Annotated in this window: 13 protein-coding genes and 4 pseudogenes; 10 read left to right on the top strand and 7 right to left on the bottom strand. The window is 66.5% G+C overall.

Going from position 1 to position 19,265, the window contains the following annotated elements:
• The first annotated feature begins 9 nt into the window (after window positions 1-9).
• The 4 pseudogenes from CKW46_RS08665 to CKW46_RS08650 all read left to right on the top strand — a co-directional run.
• Window positions 10-2,021 (top strand): annotated as a pseudogene (locus tag CKW46_RS08665) (SDR family oxidoreductase).
• Window positions 2,022-2,065: 44 nt separating this feature from the next.
• Window positions 2,066-2,731, top strand: a pseudogene (locus CKW46_RS08660) (nucleoside hydrolase); the annotation flags it as partial.
• A gap of 143 nt (window positions 2,732-2,874) precedes the next feature.
• A pseudogene (locus CKW46_RS08655) lies at window positions 2,875-4,078 on the top strand (ISAs1-like element IS2404/ISMul1 family transposase).
• Window positions 4,079-4,099: 21 nt separating this feature from the next.
• Window positions 4,100-4,393: pseudogene (locus CKW46_RS08650) on the top strand (nucleoside hydrolase); the annotation flags it as partial.
• 72 nt (window positions 4,394-4,465) lie between these two features.
• On the opposite strand, the gene CKW46_RS08645 reads toward CKW46_RS08650, so the two are convergent.
• The gene (locus CKW46_RS08645) at window positions 4,466-5,995 is read right to left on the bottom strand and encodes a DNA polymerase Y family protein (RefSeq protein WP_482053051.1); all 1,530 of its coding nucleotides are present in this window, start codon (window positions 5,993-5,995) and stop codon (window positions 4,466-4,468) included.
• 47 nt (window positions 5,996-6,042) lie between these two features.
• Window positions 6,043-6,702, bottom strand: a complete 660-nt coding sequence (imuA', locus tag CKW46_RS08640) for a DnaE2-dependent mutagenesis accessory factor ImuA' (protein ID WP_012393033.1) — start codon at window positions 6,700-6,702, stop codon at window positions 6,043-6,045.
• Between the two features lie 169 nt (window positions 6,703-6,871).
• Here imuA' and CKW46_RS08635 point away from each other — a divergent pair, with 169 nt between their 5' ends.
• Entirely contained in the window at window positions 6,872-7,498 is a 627-nt protein-coding gene (locus tag CKW46_RS08635) for a hypothetical protein (protein WP_015354753.1), read from the top strand.
• A 79-nt stretch (window positions 7,499-7,577) separates the two neighbouring features.
• Here the strand turns inward: CKW46_RS08635 and guaA are convergent, their stop codons facing one another.
• Both guaA and CKW46_RS08625 read right to left on the bottom strand, forming a co-directional pair.
• On the bottom strand, window positions 7,578-9,155 hold the full coding sequence (gene guaA / locus CKW46_RS08630; RefSeq protein WP_041298869.1) for a glutamine-hydrolyzing GMP synthase: 1,578 nt from the start codon (window positions 9,153-9,155) through the stop codon (window positions 7,578-7,580).
• Between the two features lie 78 nt (window positions 9,156-9,233).
• Window positions 9,234-9,917, bottom strand: a complete 684-nt coding sequence (locus CKW46_RS08625; RefSeq protein WP_020788490.1) for a winged helix-turn-helix transcriptional regulator — start codon at window positions 9,915-9,917, stop codon at window positions 9,234-9,236.
• Window positions 9,918-9,995: 78 nt separating this feature from the next.
• Here CKW46_RS08625 and CKW46_RS08620 point away from each other — a divergent pair, with 78 nt between their 5' ends.
• The gene (locus CKW46_RS08620; protein ID WP_482053050.1) at window positions 9,996-11,552 is read left to right on the top strand and encodes a DHA2 family efflux MFS transporter permease subunit; all 1,557 of its coding nucleotides are present in this window, start codon (window positions 9,996-9,998) and stop codon (window positions 11,550-11,552) included.
• A gap of 151 nt (window positions 11,553-11,703) precedes the next feature.
• Here the strand turns inward: CKW46_RS08620 and CKW46_RS08615 are convergent, their stop codons facing one another.
• A complete protein-coding gene (locus CKW46_RS08615; RefSeq protein WP_252872308.1) occupies window positions 11,704-12,165 on the bottom strand; it encodes a TetR/AcrR family transcriptional regulator in 462 nt (153 codons plus the stop codon).
• 51 nt (window positions 12,166-12,216) lie between these two features.
• On the opposite strand from CKW46_RS08615, the gene CKW46_RS08610 reads away from it, so the two are divergent.
• The 3 genes from CKW46_RS08610 (at window position 12,217) to CKW46_RS08600 (ending at window position 15,926) form a co-directional block, all read left to right on the top strand.
• Window positions 12,217-12,612, top strand: a complete 396-nt coding sequence (locus CKW46_RS08610) for a nuclear transport factor 2 family protein (RefSeq protein WP_015354748.1) — start codon at window positions 12,217-12,219, stop codon at window positions 12,610-12,612.
• A gap of 147 nt (window positions 12,613-12,759) precedes the next feature.
• A complete protein-coding gene (locus CKW46_RS08605; protein ID WP_482053049.1) occupies window positions 12,760-13,545 on the top strand; it encodes a beta-phosphoglucomutase family hydrolase in 786 nt (261 codons plus the stop codon).
• Window positions 13,542-15,926 (top strand): glycoside hydrolase family 65 protein, encoded by a 2,385-nt coding sequence (locus tag CKW46_RS08600; RefSeq protein WP_482053048.1) that lies wholly within the window; start codon window positions 13,542-13,544, stop codon window positions 15,924-15,926. The genes CKW46_RS08605 and CKW46_RS08600 overlap by 4 nt, the downstream gene beginning before the upstream one ends.
• Here the strand turns inward: CKW46_RS08600 and CKW46_RS08595 are convergent.
• A complete protein-coding gene (locus CKW46_RS08595) occupies window positions 15,912-16,487 on the bottom strand; it encodes a TetR/AcrR family transcriptional regulator (RefSeq protein ID WP_252872309.1) in 576 nt (191 codons plus the stop codon). The two genes, CKW46_RS08600 and CKW46_RS08595, sit on opposite strands and share 15 nt — an antisense overlap.
• Window positions 16,488-16,547: 60 nt before the next feature.
• On the opposite strand from CKW46_RS08595, the gene CKW46_RS08590 reads away from it, so the two are divergent.
• Complete coding sequence (locus tag CKW46_RS08590) at window positions 16,548-17,444, top strand: TauD/TfdA dioxygenase family protein (protein WP_011739156.1); 897 nt, start codon at window positions 16,548-16,550, stop codon at window positions 17,442-17,444.
• Between the two features lie 25 nt (window positions 17,445-17,469).
• Here CKW46_RS08590 and CKW46_RS08585 read toward each other — a convergent pair whose 3' ends face one another.
• Window positions 17,470-19,215, bottom strand: coding sequence for a GMC oxidoreductase (locus tag CKW46_RS08585; protein ID WP_482053047.1), 1,746 nt, complete (start codon window positions 19,213-19,215; stop codon window positions 17,470-17,472).
• Window positions 19,216-19,265: the final 50 nt, after the last annotated feature.

Below are 19,265 nucleotides of genomic sequence, written 5' to 3'. Positions count from 1 at the left end.
CATGGCTGCATGCGGTATGTCGTTACCGGCGGTACGGGGTTTATTGGGCGCCGCGTCGTGTCCCGTCTGCTACAGAGCGACGCCGACGCACGGGTGTGGGTCCTGGTACGGCGCCAATCGCTGAGTCGTTTCGAACGCCTCGCCACCGACTGGGGCGATCGGGTCAAACCCTTGGTCGGCGAGTTACCTGAGCTGCCGGTGACCGAGCAGATCAGCGCCGAACTGGGGCAGATCGACCATGTCGTGCACTGCGCGGCGGTCTATGACATCACCGCCGGGGAGGACCAACAGCGGGCCGCCAACGTCGATGGAACCCGCGCCGTGATCGAGCTGACCCGGCGACTGGACGCGACATTGCACCACGTGTCGTCGATCGCCGTGGCCGGCGACTTCGCCGGCGAGTACACCGAGGCCGACTTCGACGTCGGCCAGCAGCTGCCCAGTCCGTACCACCGGACCAAGTTCGAGGCCGAATTGCTGGTGCGCTCCAGCACCGGGCTGCGGTACCGCATCTACCGCCCGGCGGTCGTGGTCGGCGACTCACGCACCGGCGAGATGGACAAGATCGACGGCCCGTACTACTTCTTCGGCGTACTGGCCCGGCTGGCCGCGCTGCCGTCACTGACCCCGATCCTGTTGCCCGACACCGGACGCACCAACATCGTCCCGGTCGACTACGTGGTGGATGCGCTCGTCGCCCTGATCCACGAGGACAACATGGCATTCCTGAACGGGCGGACCTTCCATCTACCGCACCACAATCGGTGGGATTGCGCGGCATCTACCAAGCAGTGACCAAGGAGGCCGGACTGCCCCCGGCGCGGGGGGTACTCCCCGGCTCGGTGGTCACCCCGATGCTCAAGGCACGGGGCCGCGCGAAGGTGCTGCGCAACATGGCGGCCACCCAGCTGGGGATTCCCTCCGAAATCTTCGACGTCTTGGACCTCAAGCCCACCTTCATCAGCGACGAAACGCAGAAAGCGTTGCGCGGCAGCGGTGTGCGACTGCCCGACTTCGCCGGCTACGCCCCCAAGTTGTGGCGCTATTGGGCCCAACACCTTGACCCCGACCGTGCCCTCCGCGACGATCCAAGGGGCCCGCTGGTGGGCCGGCACGTCATCATCACCGGGGCATCCAGCGGCATCGGGCGAGCTTCGGCGCTCGCGGTCGCGCAACGGGGCGGATGCGTATTCGCGTTGGCCCGCAACGCCGACGCGCTCGACCAACTGGTCGCCGAGATCCGCGCGGGCGGCGGCCAGGCCTACGCTTTCACCTGCGACATCACCGACTCCACCTCCGTCGAACACACCGTCAAAGACATCCTGGGCCGCTTCGGACATGTCGACTACCTGGTCAACAACGCCGGCCGGTCGATTCGCCGCTCGGTGGTCAACTCCACCGACCGCTTGCACGACTACGAACGGGTGATGGCCGTCAACTATTTCGGCGCGGTCCGGATGGTGCTGGCGCTGTTGCCACACTGGCGCGAACGACGTTTCGGGCATGTCGTCAACGTTTCCAGCGCCGGGGTGCAGGCTCGCAACCCCAAGTACAGCTCGTATCTGCCCAGCAAGGCGGCGCTGGACGCGTTCGCCGACGTGGTCGCCTCCGAGACGCTGTCCGACCACGTCACCTTCACCAACATCCACATGCCTCTGGTAGCCACCCCGATGATCGTGCCGTCGCGACGGCTCAACCCGACGCCCGCGATCAGTGCCGAGCACGCGGCCGCCATGGTGGTGCGCGGACTCGTCGAGAAGCCGGCGCGAATCGATACCCCGCTGGGCACGCTCGCCGAAGTCGGCAACTACGTCGCACCGAAACTGTCCCGGCGGATTCTGCATCAGCTCTATCTGGGCTACCCGGATTCTGCTGCAGCACGAGGAATCTCGCCGCTCAATGACGCTCAGGAGCACCGGCCGGTGCGCCGCCCCAAGCGGCCGGCCCTAGCCGTGACGGGCATGCGGATCCCCAGACCCGTCAAACGGCTCGTTCGGTTGGCACCCGGCGTGCACTGGTAAGCGGACTCCCGATTCCGGCCCGGCCGCGGCGTATCGTTGCCGCGGTGAACCCCGTGTTCGTCGACGCCGACACCGGCATCGACGACGCGCTGGCGTTGATATATCTGTTGGCCAGCACCGACGCCGATCTGGTGGGCATCGCATCGACGGGTGGAAACACCTCGGTCGATCAAGTGTGCACGAACAACCTCGGTGTGCTCGAACTGTGCCGGGCCGGTGACATACCGGTGGCAAGAGGCGCCGACCAACCACTAACCGGGCAGTGGCCGCATCGGGCAAACACGCACGGCCCCAAAGGTTTAGGGTATGCCGAGCTACCCCCGACCAACCGGGAGCTGGCCACCTATGACGCCGCGGCGGCTTGGGTGCGAATGGCACACGCCTATCGCGGAAAACTGACCGGACTGGTCACCGGACCGCTGACCAACCTGGCGCGAGCGCTGCGCGCCGAACCCGCATTGCCGGCGATGCTGAGCCGGCTGGTGATCATGGGCGGGATGTTCGACGCGGACGGCAACGATGTCGGGGCCGACTGGAACATCAGGGTGGACCCGGAGGCCGCCAGCGAGGTGTTCGCGGCCTGGACAGGGCAACAACGACTTCCAATCGTGTGCAGCTTGAACCTGACCCGCAAGGTTGCGATGACACCGGACATCCTCGCCAGGCTGACCTGCGCCGCCGGCCCGTCCGCGTTGACCCGGGTGATCCAGCAGGGCTCCGGCGTTGTTGATTAGCAGGCTTGTGAGCTGGGTTGATGATCTTTGGTGCCGCGCTATTGGGGCCGGAGTGTAGGCACGGGCTATCTGGAGAACGATCGAGTTGGTTACTGTTCGTCGTTGGTCTGGAGTTGCCCGTGCCTACCGTTTCAGTATTGCCTGTGTCGTCGGTTCCAGAGGTGTTCGACCGCTGGAGTCCTGGTGAGCGCAGCGAGCTCATCGGATCGGAGTTTCTCGATGTGTTGGCCTCGGTGCCAGACCCGAGGGACCCACGCGGTCGGAGGTATTCGCTGATGGCTTTGTTGGCGATCGCGGTTCTGGCCACTGCCGCGGGGATGCGCGGCTATGCTGGTTTTGCCACATGGGCGGCCACCGCTCCCGATGATGTGTTGGCCCAATTAGGGGTCCGGTTCCGGCGGCCCAGTGAGAAGACCTTCCGCGCTGTTTTGTCTCGGCTAGACCCCGCCGACCTCAACGCCAGGATGGGCAGTTACTTCACTGCACACGTGGCCAGCAGCGACCCCAGTGGATTGGTGCCGATCGCGTTGGACGGCAAGATGCTGCGTGGTGCCTTTACGCGCCAAAGCGACAGCCACGCATCTCGTGTCGGTGTTCGCCCACCGTGCCCGATTGGTGCTCGGTCAACTCGCTGTCGCCGAGAAAAGCAATGAAATTCCCTGCGTACGTGCCCTGCTCACGCTGCTGCCGGGTAGCTTGCGGTGGCTGGTCACCGTGGATGCGATGCATACCCAGGTCGTCACCGCGAAGTTGATCTGCGCCACCTTGAAGTCGCACTACCTGATGATCGTCAAGTCCAACCAAGCCAAAATACTTGCGCGTATCACCGCGCTGCCCTGGGCCGAGGTGCCCACAGCCGCTACCGACGACTCCCGCGGCCACGGCCGTGTCGAGACCCGCACCCTGCAAATCATCACCGCTGCACGAGGAATCGGCTTCCCCTACGCAAAACAAATCATCCGGATCACTCGTGAACGCTTGATCACCGCCACCGACCAGCGCAGCGTGGAGGTGGTCTATACCATCTGCAGCCTGCCGTTCGAGCACGCCCACCCTACCGCGATCATGACCTGGATGCGTCAACACTGGGGAATCGAGAACAGCCTGCACTGGATACGCGACGTCACCTTCGACGAAGACCATCAAAGGGCACATACCGGAAACGGCGCACAGGTCCTAGCAACGCTACGCAACACCGCGATCAATCTGCACCGCCTCAACGGCGCCGACAACATCGCCGAAGCCTGCCGGATCACCGCTTTGACCGCCAACCGCCACCTAGACCTCCTCAATCCACAATTCCCCAGCTCACAAGCCTGCTAATCAACAACGCCGGAGCCCTGGGTGATCCAGGACGCGATGCGGTTCTACTTCGAGTCCCACCGGGACCGCGGATTTGGATATCTGGCGTATCTGCACGATCCGCTGGCGGCCGCGATTGCACTCGACCCGCAGCTGGTGACGACCCAGGTGGCGACGGTGGACGTGGTGTTGGCGGATATTCCGACGCGCGGCATGACGGTTGCCGACCGGTCGGGGAAGCACCCTCCCAACGCGCGGATCGGGGTCAGCGTCGACCCGGCCGTGTTCTTCGAGAGGTTCATCCAACGAGTCGCAGCGTTCGCGCGCCGAGCGTGAACTGGCTGCGAGACTACGGCCGGATTTTCACACCGGCGTCACGCTGGACGCGGTTAAGACTGGTCTGCGGTGTCACTCGTAACTCCCTTCGAGGTACCACCGCCGCTGCCGATAGCACAGCAGTAGCGCGCGCTCGTCCCCCAGCAGCACCTGGGCGCGGGCGGTGCGGCCTTTACCGAGATCGGGGTCCCACCACCGTTCGTCGACTGGCCAAGGTCCGGCCCACCAGTGCAGCCGGTCATCACGGCCGCCGACGACCAGTCTCGCGGGGGCAGTGGAGAACATCCCCCGGCTGGTTACCCGTACCGGATTTCCTTGGACATCAAGCAATTCCACCGGGTCGTCGAGCAATACCGCCGGCGAGGGCGCGGGTAACTGCCCTGGCCAGGGCTGCCCCGGATCGGCCTGCGGCACCGGCTCATCGCCCAGCGCGGTCAACGTGATGCGCTCGGTCGGCCCGCGACCGCCGGACAGCACCGGCACCTGAACCGCCTCCGGACCGAGCAGGCCTTGCACCCGTGCCAGCGCGCGACGGGCCCGAAGCCTGTCCTCTTCGCCCAAACCACCCCACAACGGCAACTGCAGCGCTTCAGCGGACACCACTTCGAGCGCCTGCAGACGCAACTGCGTCACTGGCGCGGTGGGCCGGTCCCTGGCGTTGCGATTGCTCAGCCATCCGTCCAGCTGCCAGCGCACCCGGTCCGCGGTGGCCTCCTCGGTCAACGGCTCGGCACACCGCCACACCCGGGTGCGCTCTTCACCGCTGTCGGTGACGGCGTGAATGGCCAGCCGGGTGCACCCCACTCCGGCGGCCAGCAACGCCTGGTGCAGCTCACTGGCCAGCGCCCGGCCGGCGAATGCCGCGGCGTCGACCCGATCGATCGGCGGATCGCAGCGCAGCACCGCCCCGAGTTCCGGCGGTGGTTCGCACCCGGAGGGAAGGCGTTCGGGCTCGCCGCGGGCGAACCGGTGTGCGGCCACCGCGTCAGCGCCGAACCGGGAAGCGACGTCGGTGCGGGAGAGCGCGGCAAATTGTCCGACGGTACGAATCCCCATCCGCCACAACAAATCCGTCAGTTCGTCACGCCCGGGTCCGGACAGGCTCGGCTCGGCGGCGAGCTGACGGACCGAAAGGGCCGACAGAAACCGTGCATCGTGTCCCGGTTCCACCACACGCCCGGCCCGCGCGGCGAAGACCGCGGTGGACAACCGATCGGCAATCCCGACCTGGCACTCGGCGCCGGCGGCGGCCACCGCGTCGATCAACCGCTCGGCCGCCTGCTGCTCAGAACCGAAGAATCGCGCCGCTCCTCGCACCGGCAGCACCAGGAGCCCGGGACGCAGCACCTCGGCGCGGGGCACCAGATCGTCTACCGCCGCGACCACCCCTTCGAAGAAGCGAGCATCACGGTCGGCGTCGGCGGTCGCGATGTGCAGTTGCGGGCAACGGGCCGCCGCCTCCCGGCGCCGCAGCTCGCGCCGCACTCCAACCGCACGTGCTGTCGACGAGCAGGCAATCACCCGGTTTGCCAAAGTAACCGCGACCGGCGCCGTCACGGGCTGATCCGCGGCGGCCGCGGCCGCGACGGCGGGCCAGTCCATGCACCAGATCGCCAACACTCGGGAAGGGGGCCCTGAATTCAACGAACTCACCCCGTTCGCACCCGGCCGATCGATCGTCCCGCACATATCCCGCTGACCTGTAACCGCACGGCGCTGATGCGCCCGAATCCCGGTGTCGGCGCGCCCCGGTTACCCACCGTGATCTCATAGCCGCAAACCCGGGCCTCCAACCGCGTCGGTGCCCCCTCCCAGTCACCGTCGGTGACTAGCAGGGTGCAACCTCTATGACGGGCCCGGGCCACCACCGCCCGCGCCCGTGTCCGTGACACCCGCTGGCCATCAAGGCCGAGCACCACCAGGTCCATGCCATCGACGAGCACCGCCGCCACCTCCACCGGATCCGTTCCGGGATCCGGGATGACCGCGAGCCGGCTCAGATCGGCCCCCATCTCCACGGCGGCGAGCAGTCCGATATCCGGCTGGCCGACAATGGCGGCGTTGCCACCGGCCGCCGTCACCGCGGCCACCATGTTCAGCAGCAGTGACCGGGCCCCGGACAGCACCGCTACCGTGCCCCGGGGCAGGGCCACCCCAGCCACCCCAGCCGGAATCGCCAGCGGGTCAGCGGAAGGCTCGACGGCTTTCCCAGCCGGCTTCCCGGACAACACGGCGATCTGCCGACGCAGCGATTCCAGCTGTTCAGCGCGGTTTTCGTGTCGCCGATCGGAGGCCAAAGCCGTGGTCATGACAGGCCTCCTACCGACTTTCCAACCGAGCATTTTCGAAAGTATGTTCGATAGAGTCGAGTAAACACCGGGGCCACGAACCCCGTCAAGACAGCCCTGAAACGCCCATGAGACGCTGCATTGTGCGGTCCCGAAGAACCCTCTCAGCGCTGGCGGCGCTCTTGGTGGCGTGCGGCGGCTCGTCTTCCTGGGTGGCGCCGGCCCCGCTAGAGGCGAGGAACCAGCATGCCGGCCGGCGGAGATATTCGCCACCAACAACACCGCCGTCAGCACCGATCCCGACTCCAGCCAATCGCACGACCAGTTGCAGCTGTTCGAGATGCAAGCTGCCGCCACGATCGCGCAAAACGGTGCGGCGATGACGGGATCGAGACTGGTCAATGGGGTGCTGTGGTCAGACGAGCTGCACCAGAACACCTACGAGCGCTCGCGCGAATTCCACGTGTGCGTTGTCGATGCACCCACGTTGCACAACGTCGCCGAGGCGCTGCGCAACCAATTCGACCAGGGATCTGTGCTGACCTTCGAATACCTACCGCAAGGTGCGCCCGCGGCGAATGCCTTCACCATTGACGTGCCGGACATCGATGCCCCGCGCTTGGGCCAGGCGCTGATGGCAGATGCGGTTGCCCGGGACCGACTGCTGGGCGGATCGATCAGCACTGACGACCACACCCTGATCCTGGTCGCCGGCAACGATGATGTGGATATCGCACGTCGGCTCGTCAACGAGGCCGGGGGCTGCTGGCGCGCCGCGACCATCACCTACGGCAGGCGCGAACTCGTCGAGACTTAAACCACCGCGACTCGCGCCGGCGCGTCTTCGCAACCGGTTAAGTGTCGCGGCTCTCTTATTCCCACTCTTATTCCCACTCTTATTCCCACTCGATGGTGCCCGGCGGCTTGCTGGTGACATCCAGCACCACGCGGTTGACCTCGGGCACCTCGTTGGTGATGCGGGTCGAGATGCGCTCGAGCACCTCGAAGGGCACCCGGGTCCAGTCAGCGGTCATGGCGTCCTCGCTGGACACCGGCCGCAGCACGATCGGATACCCGTAGGTGCGGTTGTCGCCCTGCACTCCGACCGAGCGGACATCGGCCAGCAGCACCACCGGACACTGCCAGATCTGGTTGTCCAGGCCCGCCGCGGTCAACTCCTCGCGCGCGATCGAGTCGGCGCGACGCAGCGTGTCCAGCCGCTGCCCGGTGACCTCCCCGACGATCCGGATGCCCAAGCCCGGCCCCGGAAAAGGTTGGCGCGCAACGATCTCCTCCGGCAGACCCAACTCCCGCCCGACCGCGCGCACCTCGTCCTTGAACAGCAGCCGCAACGGCTCGACCAGGGTGAACTTCAGATCGTCGGGCAGACCGCCGACATTGTGGTGGCTCTTGATGTTGGCGGTGCCGCTGCCTCCGCCGGATTCCACCACGTCCGGATACAGCGTGCCCTGCACCAGAAACTCGATGTCGCGGCCATCCAGCACATCGCGCACCGCGCCCTCGAACGCCCGGATGAACTGGCGACCGATGATCTTGCGCTTGCCCTCGGGGTCGGTCACACCCGACAGGGCCGCCAGGAAGGTGTCGGCCACGTCGACGGTGACCAGATTGGCCTTGGTCGCGGCCACGAAGTCGCGCTCCACCTGCGCACGCTCGCCGGCACGCAACAACCCGTGATCGACGAAGACACAGGTCAACCGGTCACCGATGGCGCGTTGCACCAGCGCCGCGGCCACCGCGGAATCCACCCCACCGGACAGTCCGCAGATGGCGTGGCCATCGCCGATCTGCGTGCGTACCTGCTCGATCAGCGCATTGGCGATATTGGCGGGGGTCCACCGGGCGCCGATCCCGGCGAAGTCATGCAGAAACCGGCCGAGGATCTGTTGCCCGTGCGGGGTGTGCATCACCTCCGGGTGATATTGCACCCCGGCCAGGCGTCGCTCCCGGTTCTCGAAGGCGGCCACCGCGGCACCGGCGCTGCTGGCCACGACCTCGAATCCGTCCGGGGCCGCGGTGACCGCGTCACCGTGGCTCATCCAGACCGGCTGGATGTCGGGCAAGTCTGAATGCAAGTCGCCGCCAAGGACTTTCAGCTCCGTCCGGCCGTACTCGCTGGTCCCGGTATGAGCGACCGTTCCGCCGAGCGCCTGTGCCATCACCTGGAAGCCATAGCAGATACCGAACACTGGCAGACCCAGGTCGAACAGCGCCGGATCAAGCTGCGGAGCGCCCGGCGCATACACGCTGGCCGGCCCCCCGGAAAGCACCAGCGCCAGCGGGTCACGGGCCTTGATCTCCTCGATCGAGGTGGTGTGCGGGATCACCTCCGAGAACACCCGCGCTTCCCGGACCCGGCGGGCGATCAATTGCGCATACTGCGCACCGAAATCCACCACCAACACCGGCCGGCCCACCGGTCCAGCCACATCGAGGTCAACGGGTTCTGCCACGGGCAATCAGTCTAGAGGCTGAGCACCAGCGGGTTCGCCGACCGGTGCTGCCTCACCCGCCGGCACCGATTCCCGACACTAGGACCGGCCGTCGGCGCCCCTGGCTCGCGGCGAATTCCCCGACAACGAAAACGCGGTGCACAGCGCGTCGATGGCGCCGGGGTCGCCATCGAAGTCGATCCGCCCCAGGGCCGCTTTTCGGGTGGCTTCGTCAGCCCCCAAACGGGCCGTGACAAGGTCTAGCGCAGCGGCGCTGATCGTCACCGTCGGGGCCCCGCGGGCGGGCCCGAGGCGACCGCGCTCCACCGCGAACTCGAAACGGCGCCCGTCGATCTCGGCACGGTAGGTCGCAGCCAACCCCGGGGCGCGGGCCGGGTCGAAGCCCAGCAGGATTCCGGCGAGGAAGCCGTTCAACGGCGAAACCACGCTCGAGTCGTCGATCGGATCAATGAGGTCCAGGCCGAACCACGCGAGGGTCTGCAAGACCGGCAACACCCGCCGCCAGCCGCCGTCGCTGAGGGTGTAGACGGTCCGCCCGATCGGCGGGGGCAATTCGGTTCGGTCGACGAGCCCGCGCTCTTGGAGCTCGGCGAGTCGCTGCGCCAGCAAGTTGGTGGCAATGCCGGCCAACTCGGCGCGCAGGTCGCCGTAGCGGCGGGGCCCGCCGACCAACTCGCGCAGGATCAGCAAGGTCCACCGCTCCCCGAAGATGTCGAGCCCGCGGGCGATGGGGCAGTTCTGGTTGTAGTTGCGGGCAGACACTGCGTCACCCTACCACCGTAGACACTTTATTCAAATTTCTACTTGATTTATTTGTCTATCAGCTTTAGCGTCTTGTCCATGCGTATTCAGCCCGTCTTCCGGGATCACCCGATCCTCGCGCTTGCCGTTATCTGCCTATCCGTCTTCGTGATCAGCGTGGACGCCACCATCGTCAACGTCGCCCTGCCCACGCTGTCGCGCGAACTGGGGGCAGATACCGCACAACTGCAGTGGATCGTCGACGCGTACACCCTGGTCATGTCGGGACTGCTGCTGTCGGCCGGCAGCCTTAGCGACCGCTACGGCAGGCGAGGCTGGCTCAGCGCCGGCCTCATCTTGTTCGCGCTCACTTCCGCCCTTGCTGCACAGGTGAATTCGGCGGATACGTTGGTTGCGGCGCGCGCCGCCATGGGCGTCGGAGCCGCGGTCATCTTTCCGACCACGCTGGGATTGATCACCAACATCTTCACCGACCCGGTTCCGCGCGCCAAGGCGATCGGGCTGTGGACGGCCATGGTGGGCGTCGGGGTCGCCGTCGGACCGATCACCGGCGGCTGGCTGCTCGAACACTTCTCCTGGGGCTCGATCTTTTTGGTGAACGTTCCGATTGCGGTCGCAGCCATGGCCGGCGCCATCCTGTTCGTACCGACCTCCCGCGACCCGGCGGCACCCCGCGTCGACGTTCCCGGCCTGATGCTGTCCGCGGTCGGCATCACGGCGCTGGTCTACACCATCATCGAAGCGCCCAACTGGGGATGGACCAGCACCCGCGCCAGCGGCGGCTTCATCGCGGCGGCAATCGTTCTGGTGGGATTCGCGCTGTGGGAGCGGCGCAGCAGCCATCCGATGTTGGACGTATCGGTGTTCGCCAACCGCCGGTTCTCCGGTGGCAGCCTGGCGGTGACCGCGGGCTTTTTGACGCTGTTCGGGTTCATCTTCGTCATCACCCAGTACTTCCAATTCATCAAGGACTACACGGCATTGCAGACCGGGGTGCGGTTGCTACCGGTCGCCCTCTCGATTGCACTGGCCGCCATCCTGGGACCCCGCCTGGTGGAACGGGTGGGCACCACCGCCGTGGTCGCCGCCGGCTTGGCGGTGTTCGCCGCCGCGCTGGCGTGGGCGTCCACGGTCGATGCGACAACCCCGTATACCCAGATCGCACTGCAGATGCTGCTGCTGGGCGGTGGCCTGGGCCTCACCACCGCGCCGGCCACCGAGGCGATCATGGGATCGTTGCCGGCCGACAGGGCCGGAGTCGGCTCGGCGGTCAACGACACCACCCGCGAACTCGGCGGCACCCTCGGCGTCGCCATCGCGGGCAGCGTCTTCGCATCCGTCTACTCCGGCCAGCTCGGCTCGGCGTCGGCCTTGGCCACCCTCCCGTCCGACGTGCGTTCGGCCATGAAAGGTTCGATGGCGGTGGCGCACAAGGTGATCGACCAGTTGCCGGCCGGACCGGCCGCCGGGGTACGCGACGCCGTCAATCATGCGTTCCTGGACGGCCTGCAGGTCGCAACCCTGGTTTGCGCCGGCATCGCACTGGCAGCGGCGATCGTTGTCGGCTGGCTACTGCCGGCCCGGGCCGGGCAACCGACACCAGCACAGACCGAGCCGGCACTCGCGCAGGTCTAACCGGCCGGGCCGGCCCGCAGGCACAACCACGCCGCGTCGGCAAGGATCGCCGCGTCAGCGGCATTCGGGGGGGCGGCGAGGTTGCCGAGCAACCAGGCCCGCACCAATTCCTGGGCCGGTCCCAGCCAGAGCGCCTGGCTGTGCGCCGGGCTCAGGGGGCGTAGCGCCCGTAGTGAGCGTGCGGGCGCCACCACGTCTGCACGGCGGTCGCGAAGCGCTCGTTGTGCGACCTCAGCTCGTCGGCGGCCGCGCGGTGCACGGCGGGCTCGGTCATCGTGATGAGAAATCGCGCCATCTCCGGGTGCTCGGTGCACCAGCTCAGGTGCATGCCGACAATCCCGCGCACCGCCGACTCCGCATCCGGGTAACGCGCCAGATCCTTGAGCAACGCCTGCTGGTAACGCGTTACGCAGTCGACGTAGACGGCCGCCGCCAGCACTTCCTTGCTCGGGAAATGGTGGAAAAAACTGCCATTGCTGACACCGGCATCGCGCTGGATCTGCCGCAGTGCGGTGGCGTCGATGCCTTGGCTGAGAAACCGATTCAGCGCGGCCTCGGTGATCGCCGCGCGCCGATCACCGCCGGCACGGGTGGTTGTCCGGGTGGCGGCCATGCTGCTAGCAGTAACACTCTAGAAAACTAGAGAATTACTCTAGGAGTGCCCATGCACCGAGAACAGGCCATCGAGCTGGCCGAGCGGCTCCTGCAAGCCTGGAACACCCAGGAAGTGGACCGCGTCGTCGGCTGCTACACCGCCGACGTTCGCTATCGCGACCCGAACACCCGCGGCTTCGTGGAGGGGCCTGAGGCCCTGCGCCACTACTTGACGAAGCTTTTCGACCGCTGGCGGATGCACTGGACCTTGCGAGAGGCCTATCCCCTGCGCCACGAGGACGGCGCCGCGGTGCTCTGGCGGGCCAGCTTTCGGTTCATCGGTCGTGATACCGAGGTCGAGATCGACGGCATGGATCTGGCTTTGACGCACGGCGATCGACTGAGCCGCAATGACGTCTACTTCGATCGCACGCCATTGCAGCGCCTGGCTACCCTCGCCGCCTGACCCCACCAGACAACGCATTTCCGGGCTTTTCCGGATCGTTGCACCAGTGACCTGCGCGAGCGCCCGAAGCCGACGCGACGCACCTGCACGTAGCGGCCGCGTTTGGTACACCGGTGGGCAGTAACCCTGCGCGGTACCCGAGCGGGCATGGTGAACTGGCAGCGCCCGAACAACCCGGAAGCGAGGTCCCCCGTGCTGGGTCTCCCAGAGAAGGTCCGTGCCTGTCTGTTTGACCTGGACGGTGTGCTCACCGACACCGCCAGCGTCCATACCAAGGCCTGGAAAGCCATGTTCGACGCATACCTCTCCGAGCGTGCCGAGCGCACGGGCGGGCAGTTCGTCCCCTTCGACCCAGCCGCCGACTACCGGCAGTATGTGGACGGCAAGAAGCGAGAAGACGGGGTGCGCTCCTTTCTGAGCAGCCGGGGTATCCAGCTTCCCGACGGCAGTCCCGATGATCCCGGCGACCTCGAAACGGTGTACGGCCTGGGCAACCGCAAAAATGACATGTTCCAAAAGGTGCTGAAGAAGGACGGCGTGGACGTGTTCGAGGGTTCCCGGCGCTATCTCGAGGCAGTCTCGGCCGCGGGCCTGAGCATCGCCGTGGTGTCGTCGAGCGCCAATACCCGCGACGTGCTCGAGATCACCGGCCTGGGCCGGTTCATCCAACAGCGGGTGGACGGCGTGAGGCTGCGCGAGGAACACATCGCGGGCAAGCCGGCTCCCGACTCCTACCTGCGGGGAGCGCAGCTGCTCGACACCGCCCCGGATGCGGCGGCGGTGTTTGAGGACGCAATTTCGGGCGTGCAGGCCGGTCGAGCCGGTAACTTCGGCTACGTGGTGGGTGTTGACCGAGTGGGCCAGGCCGAAGATTTGCGGCGCAACGGCGCCGACGTCGTAATAACCGATCTCGCCGAACTGCTGCAATCATGATCAGCGAAGAAGCCTTTCCCGTCGAACCATGGCAGGTTCGCGAGACGCGGCTGGACTTGAATCTGCTGGCCCAGTCCGAGTCGATCTTCGCCCTGTCCAACGGGCATATCGGCTTGCGCGGCAACCTCGACGAGGGTGAGCCCTACGGCCTGCCGGGCACCTACCTGAACTCGTTTTTCGAGATCCGCCCGCTGCCCTATGCCGAAGCCGGGTACGGCTACCCGGAGGCCGGCCAGACCGTCGTCGACGTCACCAACGGCAAGATCCTGCGACTGCTGGTCGACGACGAACCCTTCGACGTGCGCTATGGCGAATTGCTCTCCCATGAGCGCGTTCTCGATCTGCGTGCCGGGACACTGACCCGCAGCACCCACTGGCGCTCGCCGGCGGACAAGCAGGTCAAGGTCGTATCGACCCGGCTGGTATCGCTGTCGCATCGCAGCGTCGCGGCCATCGCGTACACCGTGGAGGCCGTCGACGATTTCGCCCGGATAACCGTGCAGTCCGAACTGGTCACCAACGAGGACCAGCCGGAAACCTCGGATGACCCGCGCGTGTCGGCAATCCTGGAGCACCCGCTGCAGGCCGTCGACCACGAGAACACCGAGTGCGGAGCGCTGCTGATGCACCGCACCCGCAGCAGTGCCTTGATGATGGCCGCCGCGATGGACCACGAGGTCGAGGTGCCCGGGCGGGTCGAGATCACCACCGACGCACGTCCCGACCTGGCCCGCACCACGGTGATCTGCGGACTACGGCCCGGACAGAAACTGCGCATCGTCAAGTACCTGGCGTATGGCTGGTCGAGTTTGCGTTCGCGCCCCGCGCTGCGCGACCAGGTCGCCGGGGCACTGCACGGTGCCCGCTACAGCGGTTGGCAGGGACTGATCGACACGCAGCGCTCCTACCTCGACGAATTCTGGGACAGCGCGGACGTCGAGGTGGAGGGCGACCCGGAGTGCCAGCAAGCGGTACGGTTCGGGCTTTTCCACCTGCTGCAGGCCAGCGCCCGCGCCGAGCGCCGGGCGATCCCGAGCAAGGGGCTCACCGGAACCGGCTACGACGGCCACGCTTTCTGGGACTCGGAAGGCTTCGTGCTGCCCGTGCTGACCTATACGGCACCACACGCGGTGGCCGACGCATTGCGGTGGCGGGCCTCGACGTTGGACCTCGCCAAGGAGCGCGCGGCCGAGCTCGGTCTGGACGGAGCGAGCTTTCCCTGGCGCACCATCCGCGGGGAGGAATGCTCTGCCTACTGGCCGGCCGGAACGGCCGCCTGGCACATCAACGCCGACATCGCCATCGCATTCGAGCGGTACCGCACCGTCACCGGCGATCACTCGCTGGAAAAGGATTGTGGCCTAGCGGTTTTGATCGAGACCGCCCGGCTGTGGATCTCGCTCGGGCACCACGACCGCCACGGTATCTGGCACCTGGACGGGGTCACCGGCCCCGATGAGTACACGGCGATCGTTCGAGACAACGTCTTCACGAATCTGATGGCGGCCCACAACCTGATCACCGCGGCCGACGCCTGTCTGCGCCACCCCGAGGCCGCCCAGGACATGGGTGTCACCACCGAAGAGATGGCGGCCTGGCGGGATGCGGCCGACGCGGTGAACATCCCCTACGACGAAGAGCTGGGCGTACACCAGCAGTGTGAGGGGTTCACCACCCTGGCCGAGTGGGACTTCGAAACCAATACGACCTACCCGCTGCTACTGCACGAGGCCTATGTGCGCCTCTACCCCACCCAGGTAATCAAGCAGGCCGACCTGGTGCTGGCAATGCAGTGGCAGAGCCACGCGTTTACCGCGGAACAGAAGGCCCGCAATGTCGACTACTACGAGCGTCGCATGGTGCGCGACTCGTCGCTGTCGGCGTGCACCCAGGCGGTGATGTGTGCCGACGTCGGTCACCTGGAGCTGGCCCACGACTACGCCTACGAGGCGGCCTTGATCGACCTGCGCGATCTGCACCGCAACACCCGTGACGGCCTGCACATGGCGTCGCTGGCCGGGGCCTGGACCGCGCTGGTCGGCGGCTTCGGCCGCCTGCGCGACGACGAGGGCATCCTGTCCATCGATCCGCAACTGCCCGAAGGCATTTCGCGATTGCGGTTCCGGCTGCGCTGGCGCGGCTACCGGCTGACCGTCGACGCCAACCACTCCACCGTCACCTTCACCCTGCGCGACGGGCCGGGTGCGGAACTGACCATCCGCCATGCCGGCAAGGATCTCGAGCTCAGCTCGACCAAGCCGACCACCATTTCGGTGCACAAGCACAAGCCGCTATTGCCGCCACCGCCACAGCCGCCGGGCCGTGAGCCGATGCACCGGCGCAACATGGCTGCCAAGGTGTGGGCGTCAACCGCGACCTGAGGGCTCGATGATGCGCGCGACCTCATCGGTCACCGCCTGCCGCAGATCGGCGTCGGCCAGTTCGTCCAGACCGGTCGCCGAGCGCAGCATGGGTTCGAACAGGCGCCAGCCCAGGCACAGCGCGATGGCATTGGCGACCGCCAGCCGCGCGGTGGTGTCGTCGCCGTGATGGACACGCACCTGGCCGAGTAGCTCGGCGACGTTGGGAAAGCGCGTCTGCAGCTGCTCGGCCGGATATCCGTCGAGCAGGGTGCGCGCCCACACTCTCATCTGCCGATCCAGCGCCCGCTCGAGGTCATCGGCGGGTGTCCCGGCACGCAACAGCTCCGTCAGGTGGGTGCCCAGGTAGTCAAGGACGGCCCCGACCAGTTGTTCTTTTGCGCCGAAGTGGCGAAACACCAACCCGTGGTTGACCTTTGACCGGGCCGCGATATCGCGGATGGACGTCGCCGCCGGGCCCCGCTCGGCGAACAGATCCGCGGCGGCTTCCAGCACCGCCGCGGCTACCTCTTCCCGTCCGGTGGGGGTCTTTCGAGAACGGATTGCCGAATCTGTAGTCACACGACTACACTAGCCGATGTAGTCAACTGACTACATCCTACGTTTGCTTAAGGAACAGCAATGACAGACCTGATAACAGTCAAGAAGCTCGGCAGCCGGATAGGCGCCCAAGTCGATGGGGTGAGCCTGGGAGCCGATCTCGACGCGGCCGCCGTCGACCAGATCCGCGCGGCACTGCTCGAGCACAAGGTGATCTTCTTCCGCAACCAACACCACCTCGATGACCAGCAACAACTCCAGTTCGCCGGGTTGTTGGGCACTCCGATCGGCCACCCGGCCGCGGCGGCCGCGCTGCCCGATGCGCCGATCATCACGCCGATCAACTCCGAGTGGGGCAAGGCCAACCGCTGGCACACCGACGTCACCTTCGCCGCGAACTATCCGGCGGCCTCGATCCTGCGCGCGGTCACTCTGCCCAACTACGGCGGGTCGACCCTGTGGGCAAACACCGCGACGGCCTACGCCGAACTACCCGAACCGCTCAAGTGCCTCGTGGAGAACCTGTGGGCACTGCACACCAACCGCTACGACTACGTGGCCAACGAGGCGGTCCAGGCATTGACCGACACCCAACAGGCGTTCCGGCAGGCATTCCAGAAACCCGATTTCCGCACCGAACATCCGGTGGTGCGGGTGCACCCCGAAACGGGCGAACGCACGCTGTTGGCCGGCGACTTCGTCCGCGGTTTCGTCGGTCTGGACAGCCAGGAATCGAGCGCGCTGTTCGAACTGCTGCAACGGCGAATCACCTCGCCAGAGAACACCATCCGCTGGAATTGGGAATCAGGTGACGTGGCCATCTGGGATAACCGGGCAACCCAGCATCGGGCCATCGACGACTACGACGACCAGCATCGGCTGTTGCACCGGGTGACGCTGATGGGCGACGTTCCGGTCGACGTGCACGGGCAGCGCAGCCGAGTGATCAGCGGAGCGCCGCTGGCGCTGGCCGGCTAGCCGCCGGCCTGCGCGCCGCCCGGCGTCAGCCCGCGCTGCTGACCCGGCTGACCGGATCGATGGGCAGCCAGCGCAGCGCGCCGGGCGCGTCGGCGGGCACCACCGGGTGTTCCGGCTGAACCGGGGACAGCCGACTGTAGCCGTCGCCCTGCAGCGGCCGCTCATCGTTTTGGCCCTTGTTGGGCCAGAGCGAGGCGGCACGCTCGGCTTGTGCGGTGATGGACAGCGAGGGGTTGACACCAAGGTTCGCCGAGATCGCGGCACCGTCGACCACGAACATGGTCGGGTAGCCGTAGACGCGGTGATACGGGTCGATGACCCCGCTGTCGGGGTTGTCGCCGATCACCGCACCACCCAGGAAGTGCGCGGTCAGCGGGATGTTGAACAACTCACCCCAGGTACCGCCGGCCACCCCGTCGATCTTCTCGGCAATGCGGCGGGTCACCTGGTTGCCGACCGGGATCCAGGTCGGGTTCGGTTCGCCGTGCCCCTGCTTGCTGGAATACCAGCGGATGCCCAACTTGCCGCGCTTGGTGAACGTGGTGATCGAGTTGTCCAGGTGCTGCATGACCAGCGCGATCACCGTGCGCTCGCTCCACTGCCGGGGGTTGATCAGCCGGAACATCCTGCGCGGACTCTCCCCGGCCTGGTCGAGCAGCTGGCGCCAACGCGCCACGTCGGTGCCGCTGGGACCGGAACCGTCGGTCATCAGCGTCTGCAACAACCCCATCGCGTTGGAGCCCTTGCCGTAGCGGACCGGCTCGACGTGGGTATCCGGCGTCGGGTGAATCGACGACGTGATCGCCACCCCGTGGGTCAGGTCCAGGTCCGGATTCACCTTCAACATCGCGGCGCCGACGATGGATTCGGAGTTGGTTCGGGTCAGCACGCCCAGCCGCTTGGAGAGCCTGGGCAACTTGCCCTTGTCGCGCATCTTGAACAGCAGATGCTGGGTCCCCCAGGTACCGGCGGCCAAGATCAGGTACGAGGCGGTGAAGGTACGCCGGTCCCGTCGTGCCCAACTGCCGGTGCGAACCGTCCGAACCTCCCACAACCCGTCCGGCCGCTGCTCGAAGCCCTTCACCGTGGTCATCGGAATCACCTCGGCACCAGCCGATTCCGCCAGACCAAGGTAGTTCTTTACCAGGGTGTTCTTGGCGCCATGGCGACAGCCGGTCATGCACTCGCCGCATTCGGTGCAGCCGGTTCGCGCGGGGCCGGCACCGCCGAAGTAGGGGTCGGGCACCGTCTTGCCCGGCGTCTTGGTGCCGTCGGGACCGAAGAACACCCCGACCGGGGTGGGCACCCAGGTGTCACCGAATCCCATCTCGTCGGCGACTTCCTTGACGATGCGGTCCGCGTCGGTGAACGTCGGGTTTTTCACCACGCCCAGCATCCGCTGCGCCTGCTGGTAGTGCGGCATCAGCTCGTCGCGCCAGTCGGTGATGTGTTTCCACTGCTGGTCGTTGAAGAATGGGTCCGGCGGAACGTAGAGCGTGTTGGCATAGTTCAGCGATCCGCCGCCCACCCCCGCGCCGGCCAGGATCATCACGTTTTTCAGCGGGTGGATGCGCTGGATGCCGTAGCAACCCAGCTTGGGCGCCCACAGGAATTTGCGCAGATCCCAGGATGTCTTGGCGAATTCGGCATCACTGAAGCGCCGGCCGGCCTCCAGCACGCCGACCCGGTAGCCTTTCTCCGTCAGGCGCAGCGCACTCACACTGCCCCCGAAACCCGAACCGATAATCAAGACGTCGTAATCCGGCTTCATGGCTGCAGTATGACCTTCTTTACATTCGATCCGCTACGGGGCACCCGATA

Origin of the sequence: Mycobacterium liflandii, assembly GCF_022354805.1 — a bacterium.
GTDB lineage: Bacteria > Actinomycetota > Actinomycetes > Mycobacteriales > Mycobacteriaceae > Mycobacterium > Mycobacterium marinum.
Note: the sequence above shows the minus strand (reverse complement) of the source record. Positions and strands in the feature narration are given on the sequence as shown.

Bases quoted from the DNA above. Each gene is read 5' to 3' on its own strand.
- CKW46_RS08620 (WP_482053050.1), top strand. From the start codon at position 9,996: ATGCGTATTCAGCCCGTCTTCCGGGATCACCCGATCCTCGCGCTTGCC.
- CKW46_RS08605 (WP_482053049.1), top strand. From the start codon at position 12,760: ATGGTGAACTGGCAGCGCCCGAACAACCCGGAAGCGAGGTCCCCCGTG.
- CKW46_RS08610 (WP_015354748.1), top strand. From the start codon at position 12,217: ATGCACCGAGAACAGGCCATCGAGCTGGCCGAGCGGCTCCTGCAAGCC.
- imuA' (WP_012393033.1), bottom strand. From the start codon at position 6,702: ATGACCACGGCTTTGGCCTCCGATCGGCGACACGAAAACCGCGCTGAA.
- CKW46_RS08600 (WP_482053048.1), top strand. From the start codon at position 13,542: ATGATCAGCGAAGAAGCCTTTCCCGTCGAACCATGGCAGGTTCGCGAG.
- CKW46_RS08615 (WP_252872308.1), bottom strand. From the start codon at position 12,165: ATGGCCGCCACCCGGACAACCACCCGTGCCGGCGGTGATCGGCGCGCG.
- CKW46_RS08645 (WP_482053051.1), bottom strand. From the start codon at position 5,995: ATGGACTGGCCCGCCGTCGCGGCCGCGGCCGCCGCGGATCAGCCCGTG.
- CKW46_RS08590 (WP_011739156.1), top strand. From the start codon at position 16,548: ATGACAGACCTGATAACAGTCAAGAAGCTCGGCAGCCGGATAGGCGCC.
- CKW46_RS08585 (WP_482053047.1), bottom strand. From the start codon at position 19,215: ATGAAGCCGGATTACGACGTCTTGATTATCGGTTCGGGTTTCGGGGGC.